Annotated in this window: 6 protein-coding genes; 5 read left to right on the top strand and 1 reads right to left on the bottom strand. The window is 73.0% G+C overall.

Going from position 1 to position 5,170, the window contains the following annotated elements; all coding sequences use genetic code 11:
* Positions 1-306 (bottom strand): acyl-CoA dehydrogenase family protein (locus ABFX54_RS55795; RefSeq protein ID WP_346115469.1); only part of this gene is annotated, 306 nt, incomplete at its 3' end.
* Between the two features lie 193 nt (positions 307-499).
* Between ABFX54_RS55795 and ABFX54_RS55790 the strand changes: the two genes are divergently transcribed.
* The 5 genes from ABFX54_RS55790 (at position 500) to ABFX54_RS55770 (ending at position 4,940) form a co-directional block, all read left to right on the top strand.
* Positions 500-1,696: an acyl-CoA dehydrogenase family protein gene (locus ABFX54_RS55790; RefSeq protein ID WP_346115468.1), complete on the top strand. Its 1,197-nt coding sequence runs from the start codon at positions 500-502 to the stop codon at positions 1,694-1,696.
* Entirely contained in the window at positions 1,693-2,520 is an 828-nt protein-coding gene (locus ABFX54_RS55785; RefSeq protein ID WP_346115467.1) for an enoyl-CoA hydratase/isomerase family protein, read from the top strand. The genes ABFX54_RS55790 and ABFX54_RS55785 overlap by 4 nt, the downstream gene beginning before the upstream one ends.
* 7 nt (positions 2,521-2,527) lie before the next feature.
* Complete coding sequence (locus ABFX54_RS55780) at positions 2,528-3,658, top strand: CaiB/BaiF CoA transferase family protein (RefSeq protein ID WP_346115466.1); 1,131 nt, start codon at positions 2,528-2,530, stop codon at positions 3,656-3,658.
* A gap of 32 nt (positions 3,659-3,690) precedes the next feature.
* The gene (locus ABFX54_RS55775) at positions 3,691-4,698 is read left to right on the top strand and encodes a LysR family transcriptional regulator (RefSeq protein WP_346115465.1); all 1,008 of its coding nucleotides are present in this window, start codon (positions 3,691-3,693) and stop codon (positions 4,696-4,698) included.
* A 113-nt stretch (positions 4,699-4,811) separates the two neighbouring features.
* A complete protein-coding gene (locus tag ABFX54_RS55770; RefSeq protein ID WP_346115464.1) occupies positions 4,812-4,940 on the top strand; it encodes a hypothetical protein in 129 nt (42 codons plus the stop codon).
* The last annotated feature ends 230 nt before the right edge of the window (positions 4,941-5,170 follow it).

Genomic DNA, 5,170 nt, shown 5'->3' with positions numbered 1-5,170 from the left:
GATCGAGGTCGCGATGACGTCGCAGGCGGCCATCGCCGTTCCGACGCCCGCCGGCGCGAGCCCGGCCCCCAGCGCCTCGGCGACCACGGCGAGGTCGAGCAGCCCGAGACCGAGGCCGCCGTCCGACGGCGCGGCCGTCACCCCGAGCCAGCCGAGGTCCGCCGCCGCGCGGCGCAGGCCGGCGTCGAGCCCCGCCGCTGGCGTGTCGGCGTACCGCGCCACACACGCCAGGTCCAGGTGGCGATCGAGCCAGCGCCGTACGGCGCCGCCCATCGCCACCTGCTCCTCGCTGAGGCTGAAGTCCATGTCACCGATCCACTTTCGCGAATGGCACACAGTTCACCGTGCAGGTGTGAAGTACGTCAAAGACGTGAATTCACCCCGACTCATTGCTTTTCGCAATGAGTCGGTCATGGGTTTTGCTCTTTGACGCTCCAGAACGACGGTGCTCAGGATGGGCGTGCGACAGGGCCGGATCGGACGAGGAGTGGTGCACGGCATGGATCTTCGATACTCGCCGGCGGCGGAGCGGTTCCGGCGGGAGATCCGTCGATGGCTGGCGGAGTCCGTGCCGGCGGCGTGGCGCGAGCCGGGTTTCTGGATCGGCCTCGACGGGAGCGAGGAGTCCCTGGAGCTGCGGCGGCGCTGGGAGCGGGACCGGTTCGAGCACGGCTTCGCCGGTGTCGACTGGCCGGCCGAGTACGGCGGGCGCGGGGCCGATCACGAGATCAGGGCGGTGCACGACGAGGAGATGGCGCGGGCCCGGGCGCCGATCGGCCCGTTCCTCGGCCTGACCTACCTCGGCACCACGCTGCTCGGCCCGACGCTGCTGCGCCACGGCACCGAGGCGCAGAAACGCACGATCCTGCCGCGCATCCTGTCCGGCGAGACGATCTGGTGCCAGGGGTTCTCCGAGCCGGAGAGCGGCAGTGACCTGGCGGGCCTCTCGACCGCCGCCCGGCGTGACGGCGACGCCTTCGTGGTCTCCGGCCAGAAGACCTGGACCACGCTGGCGCGCCACGCCGACGCGATGTTCGCGCTGGTCCGCACCGATCCGGCGGCGGAACGTCGGCGCGGCATCACCTTCCTGCTGATCGACCTGACGCTGCCGGGGGTGCGCGTGCGCCCGATCAGACAGATGTCCGGCTCGTACGAGTTCGGGGAGGAGTTCTTCGACGAGGTACGCGTGCCCGTCGAGGGCAACGTGGTCGGCCGGATCGACGACGGCTGGACCGTGGCCCGGTATCTGCTCTCGGTGGAGCGGAACGCCTCGCCGATCAGCCAGTACGTGGAGTTCGGCCACGAGCTCGACGACGTGATCGCCGCGGCCCGGCACATCAGGAAGGACGGCCGTCCGGCCATCGAACATCCGCGGGTCCGGGCCGGGATCGCCCGCTGCCGGGCCGATCTGGAGCTGCTCCGCGTCCGCGGCTACGACGCGATGACCCGTACGGCCCGGGGGCAGGACCTGGGCGCCGACGCCTCGGTCACCAAGCTGCTGTGGTCGCGGACAAGACTGGCGATAGCCGACCTGGGCGCCGACGTCCTCGGCGTGGACGGCCACCTGAGCACCGACATTGACAGCGGGCATCTCCGCTGGCGCCACCTCCACGTACGCGGCCAGCGGATCGCCGGCGGCACCGCTCAGATCCAGCGTACGATCATCGCCCGCGACCTGCTGGGCCTGCCCCGATGAGCGCGACGGCGATCGGCACGGGAACCGTGCTGTTCCAGCTCCACGACGGCATCGGCACGCTGACCCTCAACCGGCCCGAGCGCCGCAACGCGATCTCCTGGCAGCTCGTGCAGGACCTTCTCGCCGCCATCGAGCGGGCCGGCACGGAGCAGGACCTGCGCGTCCTCGTCGTCACGGGCGCCGGCGCCGACTTCTGCGTCGGCGCCGACCTCGCGCGGGTCGGCTCGGACAACGCCCAGGACCAGGAGACGCGGACGCTGCGCGGACGTTCGGTGGCCGACGACCGCGAACGGCTGCGCCGGGCCTCGGCCATCGTGGAGACGCTCGCGTACTTCCCGGCGCCGACGATCGCCGCCGTCAACGGGGCCTGCGCCGGCCTGGGGCTCAGCCTCGCGCTGGCCGCCGACTTCCGGATCGCGGCGCGGACGGCGGTGTTCAACACGGCGTTCGTCAGCGCCGGGGTGTCCGGCGACCTGGGCAGCGCCTGGCTGCTGACCCGCGCGGTGGGCGGCGCCCGGGCGCGGGCGCTGCTGCTCGACCCGGCCAAGCTCACCGCGTCCGAGGCGGCCGACCTGGGGCTCGTGACCGAGACCACGGCCGATCTGGCGGCGAGGGTCGGCGCGCTGGCCGGCAAGCTCGCCGCGCAGGCGCCGAAGGCGATGCGGTACGCCAAGGAGAACCTGACCGACGCCGGATCGGCCACGCTGTCCGATTACCTGCGGCGAGAGGTGCCCCGTATGGTCGAGTGTGCCCGCAGTGGCGATGCGCGGCGGGCCGCCCAAGCCTTCCTGGAAAAGCGCAAACCGGTCTTCACCGGAGAGTAGGAGCGGCATGATCCCCCCTCTTGAGGGAGTTCGCGTCGTCGAGTTCGGCCACTACATCGCCGCGCCGGCGGCGACCCAGATGCTGTCCGACCTGGGCGCCGAGGTCGTCAAGATCGAGCCGCCGGCCGGCGACCAGGCGCGCGGCATCGGCGCGTACGGCGAGGGCATCGTCATGGCCTACAACCGCGGCAAGCGCTCGATCGTGCTCGACCTCAAGCAGGCAGGCGACAGGGAGACCGCCCTGGGCCTGATCGCGGAGGCTGATGTCGTCGTGCAGAACCTGCGGGCCGACGCGCTGTCCCGCCTCGGTCTCGGGGCCGGCGACCTGCGGGCGGCCAACCCCAGGCTCGTGTACGTCTCGATCCGCGGATTCCCCTCCCGTGGGCCCTCGGCGCACCGGGCCGGCCTCGACATCGCCGCGCAGGCCGAGAGCGGGCTGATGTCGGTCAACGGCGAGCTCGGCGGTGATCCGCTCCGGGTCGGCTTCCCCATCGCCGACGTCGCCGCGAGTTACGTGGTCGTCCAGGTCGTCCTCGCCGCGCTGCTGCGCCGGGAGCGTACCGGCGAGGGCGGGGTCGCCGAGGTCTCGCTGCTGGAGGCCGCGATCCACCTTCAGTCGGCGATGTGGGGCGAATGGCACGCCTCCGGACAGGAGCCGCGGCGCAAGGGGAACGGCCAGGCGACCGTGGCCCCGGCCGCCGACCTCGTCCGCACCGCCGACGGGACCATCGTCCTGTCGGCCTACACCGCCGAGCACTTCGCCCGGCTGTGCCGGCTCATCGACAGGAAGTGGATGCTCGACGACCCCCGTTTCGCCGGCAACCCGGCCCGGGTGGCCAACAGGGAGGCGCTCCTGGCGGAGATCTCGGGGGCACTCGGCGGCCTGCGTACGGACGAGTGCCTCGCGCTGCTGGCCGAGCACGGGATCGTCGCGGCGGAGGTGCGGACGTACCAGGACGTGGCGCGGGCGGAGGACGTTCTGGCCGGCGGCATCCTGACCACGGGGGTCGGGCCGGACGGCGACCGCTTCACCGTGCCCTCGCTGCCCTTCGCCCTCGACGGCGTCACCGTCGAGGCGGACCTGGCGGTGCCCCGCGCCGGCGCCCACTCGGACGAGCCCGGCTGGCACACCGCTTGACCTGGTGCGGGAGGCCCCCATTGGATCGCACCATGAACGTCCGCGAGCTCGAATGTTTTCTCGCCGTTGTCGACCAGGGCAGCATCACCCGGGCCGCCTCCGCGCTCTACCTGGCGCAGCCGTCCCTGTCACAGATCATCCGCCGCCTGGAGAGCGACCTCGGCGTGGAGCTGTTCCGCCGGGTCGGGCGCGGGCTGGTGCTCGCCCCGGCCGGTGAGGCGCTCGTCGGGCCGGCCCGCCAGGTGGTCCGTGACCTGCACCATGCCCGCCAGGTCGCCGAGGGCTACCGGGGGCTCGAACGCGGCCGGGTCGACCTGGCGATCTCCACCTCCCTCACGGCCAACTTCCTGGCCGCGTGGGTGGGCCACTTCCGGCGCGAGCATCCCGGGTTCACGGTCCGGCTCAAGCAGCACGACGGCGACACCGACGAGATCGTCCACCTGATCAGGTCGGGCGAGGCCGAGCTCGCCTACGCGGTCGCGCCGGTGTCGCGGCAGGGCATCGACTGCGTGCGGATCGGGGAGGGCGAGGTCGTGCTGGCGCTGCCGCCGAGCTGGCGCGCCGACTTCCCCGACCCGACGCCGGCCGCCCTGCTCGGCGGCCTGCCCATGATCGTGGATCGGGGGTTCGGGCGGGCCTACCTCGACTCCATCGGCGTCGAGTCCACCGTCGTCGTGGACGTCAGCGAACCCGCCGGGCTGGTCCCGCTGGTCATCGCCGGCGCCGGGGCCGCCGTGCTGCCGATGCGCCAGGCCCTGGACGCCAGGCGCAGGGGGGCGAGCCTGCGCCTGATCGAACCGCTGACCGTGCGGGCGATCTACGCCATCACCTCGACCTCCCCGCTGTCGATCCCGGCCCGCCGCTTCCTCGAACTCAGCAGGGAGAACCTCGACCGCTGGCGACGCGCCGTGACCAGGCGCACCGACCGGGGCATGACGCTGCTCGAGGCGTCCATCGACGCCGACAACGTGATCGAGGCCGCGTACCAGCGCCTGGACGAGACCCCGTACCACCTGGACTCCGGGACCCGCGGGCGGTGAATCCCGCGGACTGATGGCAGGTTTCGGCCGTCTGCGCGCTGCTCGCCGCCCCGCTGCTGTACGGCCTGGCCTCCGCCGCGCCGGAACACGGCATCGACTCCAGCCCGTCCGAGGTGGTCTGGGCGACGATCGTCGGCGGCGCTGTCGGCGCCGCCGCGGCGATGGCCGCGCTACGGCATCGAGAGGCCGGGGTGGGCCTGGTGGTCTACACCCTGTGGATCTCCCTGTCGGACCGGTCCTGATCAGCGGCGTAGTCGCGGCATGGGCGGCGGCTCGGCGGGGCCGGTGGCAGAGCGGCGCCCTACACGGCAGGTTCGCCGGCGGTCTAGGGCTCAGGTGTCGCCCGCGCGGAGCACCTCGCTCAGGTGTCGCCCGCGCGGAGCACCTCGCTCAGGCGCCGCCGGCCGGGTAGTGCCGGCTCCACCCGCACCACCACGGCGACCCCCCCCCGGGACACGGCCGCCCCCAGGCC

It is taken from the genome of Nonomuraea maheshkhaliensis, from assembly GCF_039529435.1.
Taxonomy (GTDB): Bacteria; Actinomycetota; Actinomycetes; order Streptosporangiales; family Streptosporangiaceae; genus Nonomuraea; species Nonomuraea maheshkhaliensis.
Note: the sequence above shows the minus strand (reverse complement) of the source record. Positions and strands in the feature narration are given on the sequence as shown.